The sequence below is a fragment of the Luteolibacter sp. genome, from assembly GCF_058122085.1.
This window is the reverse complement of sequence record NZ_JBIKBQ010000217.1, coordinates 1-3,551: the sequence shown is the minus strand read 5'-3', so window position 1 is coordinate 3,551 and position 3,551 is coordinate 1. Positions and strand designations below refer to the sequence as shown.

Annotated in this window: 2 protein-coding genes and 1 tRNA gene; all 3 read right to left on the bottom strand. The window is 61.7% G+C overall.

The features are described 5' to 3' along the window. The coding region (locus AC4DF4_RS18835; protein ID WP_490049635.1) for an L-serine ammonia-lyase, iron-sulfur-dependent, subunit alpha at positions 1-1,460 on the bottom strand (1,460 nt) is incomplete at its 3' end. 7 nt (positions 1,461-1,467) lie between these two features. Then, on the bottom strand, positions 1,468-3,021 hold the full coding sequence (locus AC4DF4_RS18830) for a sialate O-acetylesterase (RefSeq protein WP_490049634.1): 1,554 nt from the start codon (positions 3,019-3,021) through the stop codon (positions 1,468-1,470). Between the two features lie 436 nt (positions 3,022-3,457). After that, a tRNA-Met gene (locus AC4DF4_RS18825) sits at positions 3,458-3,532 on the bottom strand. Positions 3,533-3,551: the final 19 nt, after the last annotated feature.

The window sequence follows — 3,551 nt, the reverse complement described above, 5'->3', positions numbered from 1 at the left end:
GTGGAGACGAGTTTCGCGGTGGTGATGACTTCGTCGAGGGGGATGACTTGGTCGAAGCCGGCGAGGGCCATGTTCGCGCACGAGAGGGCGTTGGCGGCGGCCATGACATTTTTCCCGAGGCAGGGGGCTTCGACGCGGTTGGCGATGGGGTCGCAAATCAGGCCGAGCATGCTTTGCATGGCCATGGAGGCCGCGGCGACGGATTGAGGTAGGGTGCCGCCAGCCATGTTGACGAGAGCGGCGGCCGCCATGGAGGCCGCGGATCCGCCTTCGGCTTGGCAGCCGCCGACCTCGGCGGCGAATGTCCAAGCCGTGGCGATAAAGACACCGATGAGGCCGCTGGCGAGCAGGGCGCGAGCCATCTCCTCCTCGTCGAGACCCCGGACCTCAGCCATCGCGATGACGGCGCCCGGAAGCGCGGCGCAGGCGCCTGCGGTGGGCATGGCGACGATGACGCCCATGGAGCTTTTTACCTCCATGAGAGCCGTCACATAAAGAATGATGCGGTTGAGGGCCCCGGCTTCGAGCAGGGAGCCTGCTTGCATCAGTTTGTTAAATTCGCCCGACTGGAACCCGAGTACTCGGTCATCGTAGTGGGTGCCGGCGAGACCTTGTGCGATCGACCGCCGCAGGATGCGGACGATCTCGACCATTTTGCTGACGATTTCTTCTTCGGTCAGGTCGCCTCGGGCCGATTCGTAAGCGACGGCGAGTTTCCATAGCGGGGTGTTGCGGCCGGCATCGAACGCGAGCATTTCCTCGCAAGTGGTGAACGGTACGGTGGTGGTGCGTCGCGATCTGACGGGTAGGACGGGGGCCAGACGTTTGACGGTGGTGACCCGTCCGTCTTTTTGCAGACTGGCGATGAGTTCATCGGGCAGGAAGCATTGCGCTTTGACCTGGATCAGCTGTTGTTGGCCGTGAGAGTGTACTATAATATCATCTGTCTCGACCTGTGCCGTGATGGCGTCGTGTACTGAGGCGCCATGGCCATCGCTCCACAGCAGGGTTTCGAAATAATCTCCTCCGATGGTGACGGGGCATTCGTCGATGGCCTGCACCTCCATCATGCCGCCGCCGGTGGAAATCGCGCGCAGCGAGTGTTGGGCACCCGGTTTTTTGAGGGTGAGGCGGTAGGTATTGGGATGCGGGTCGCCGACGTCTACGGTTTCGATGCGAATTTTGACGCCGTTTTGTTGCAGCGTCTGCATGGAGTGGGGGAGCCTTTCGTCGGCGGCCTCCCATCCCATCAGGCCGCCGAATAGGCCCATGTCGGACCCTTGGCTGTCGTGGGTGGTGGGCAGCGACCCCTCGCGGTCGAATTCGACGAGGACCTCGTCGAAGGCGCCGTCCATGAGGTCGAGGGCGAGACGGCCGATGCGCAGGGCGGCGGCGCAGTGGGAACTGGACGGGCCCCGCATGACTGGGCCGATGACGTCGTTGAAGATGCTGACTTTCATGATGTTATTACCAGTTATCGGTGCGGAAGGGGGAGGCGGGTAGGCCGTTGCGATTGTAAAGGTTGGCGCCTTCCGGATTGGTGGAGCAGGCGTAGCGCACGGCGACGGGGGCGGGTACTTCAGGGGAGGAAACGAGTACGGTGGATCCCTCGATGACGGCCGTGGCCCAGAACCATTGGCGATCGGCTCCCGCGATGGCGAAGCGGCGCAAAGGCGAATTTTTTTCTTCGACGGCTGGGTCGCGACCCGTTTTCCGGGCGGTGATCAAGCCATCGCCAATCGAATCAAAGGAGATGCGGGCGGCGGCGCCTTCGATTTTCAGGTCTCGGAAGAGTGGTCCACTGACCACGGTTTCGGGTTGGTTATATTCGTTAGCCATGGCCCAGAGGGCGAGGCGGCCGCCGACATCGGCTTTATTTTTAGGGTGGATGTCATCGGCTTCTCCGAGGTCGATGGCTGAGGCCATACCGGTGTGGGGGATGGTCAGGCAGCGGCGTTGTTGATCGCGGATCGAGCCCCAGCCGAGGTTGGCAGGGTCATCGGATGGTTTTTCAAAAGCGGCGAGTTGAACGAAGTAGAACGGGAGAGATTCGTGTTGGAACCACTGGCGCCAGCTGGCGAGCATGGCGGACTTTTTCTCGAAGTAGAGAGAGTCGTCGGCGTTACTTTCTCCTTGGTACCAGAGCACGCCGCGCATGGCCATGGGGATGAGTGGGGCGATGTGACCGTTGTGGAGGGTGACGCAGCGCGGGCGGGCCACGCGTTCACCGAACGGGTATTCGGGCCAGGCTGGTGGCATGGGGAGCGGGTTGCCGGCTTGTTGGGCGACCCGGCTATTCTGGGTCCATTGTTCTATGGCTGGCAGGGAGGAGGTAAGTTGTTGCTGGTAAGTATCCAGTGACTCCCGCATTTGCCGGGCGTACGGCTCGAGCGACGGGGTATTGAGCAAGATGTCTTGGGACATCCAGAGTTCGATATTGGTACCTCCGACGGCGTTGGTGACGAGGCCGACGGGCACGCCGGTGGCGGCCTGGATGGTGCGGGCGAAGTAGAAGCCGACGGCGCTGAAGTTGGGTGCGGTGTCTGGGGTGCAGACCGACCATTGGCCTTTGACGTGGGTGGCCGGGGTACTAGCGAAGTTGTATTCGGTACGGAAGTGGCGGATGAGCGGCAGGGTGGCGGTGGCGATATCTTCCGGGGCCTGACATCCTCCCAACGCCCAGTCCATGTTCGACTGGCCGCTGCAGAGCCAGACATCGCCGAGGAGAATGTCATCGATCTTGACGGAATTTTTTCCGGTGACGGTGAGGGTCAGTGGTTGGGTGGTGGCCGGCTGGGGGGCGAGTGTGACCATCCACCGGCCGTCGGCGGCGGTGGTGGTTTTGGCGGTGGCTGGGCCGAGGGTCACGACGACTTCTTCGTTTGGTTCAGCCCATCCCCAGACGGGCAGGGGCCGGTCGCGTTGGAGCACGGCGTGCTCGGCAAAAATGGAGGCGAGCCGGACGTCAGCCAGAGCGTGGCTGCTCAGGGCGACGAGGGCGGTAAGACAGAGTGATTTCATGGGACAGGAGTGAGGGGTGGCGGGAATCGTCGCCCGGATGAGCGAGTGGTGGTGTGACTGTAGGTCGGTCGATGGGATCGTGTCACCACGTGAGGAAGGGTGGGTGGGACGAGACAGCATGGAAAGAAGGAGTGTGATAACGGCCAGGTAAACGATGAACCGACATCACTTGGCGGAGGATTGCTCCGATGGCAATCGCCGGCTGGTCTGGCGGATTTTTGCCGCAAGTCCCGCTGGTCAGTGCAGAGCGCGGTTTGAAGGCCGGTTAATTCCACGGATTTTTTCGCAGGCGTCTCCGGTTGCGGTGGGAGGTGTTGGCCCGAGACGCGAGGGTGAGCGTCTGATCGTCTAGATTAGCGGCTCTTTTAACGGCGCCTCTGGGGTGGCGTCACGGCTTCAAGCCATGATGAGACGTAATGATTTTCAAAAAATTATGTGGTAGCAGAGGGCGGATTTGAACCGCCGACCAAGGGCTTATGAGTCCCCTGCTCTACCCCTGAGCTACTCTGCCACATCAACCCGTTAACCGG

Coding starts and splice junctions, on each gene's coding strand:
- AC4DF4_RS18830 (WP_490049634.1), bottom strand. CDS start 3,021: ATGAAATCACTCTGTCTTACCGCCCTCGTCGCCCTGAGCAGCCACGCT.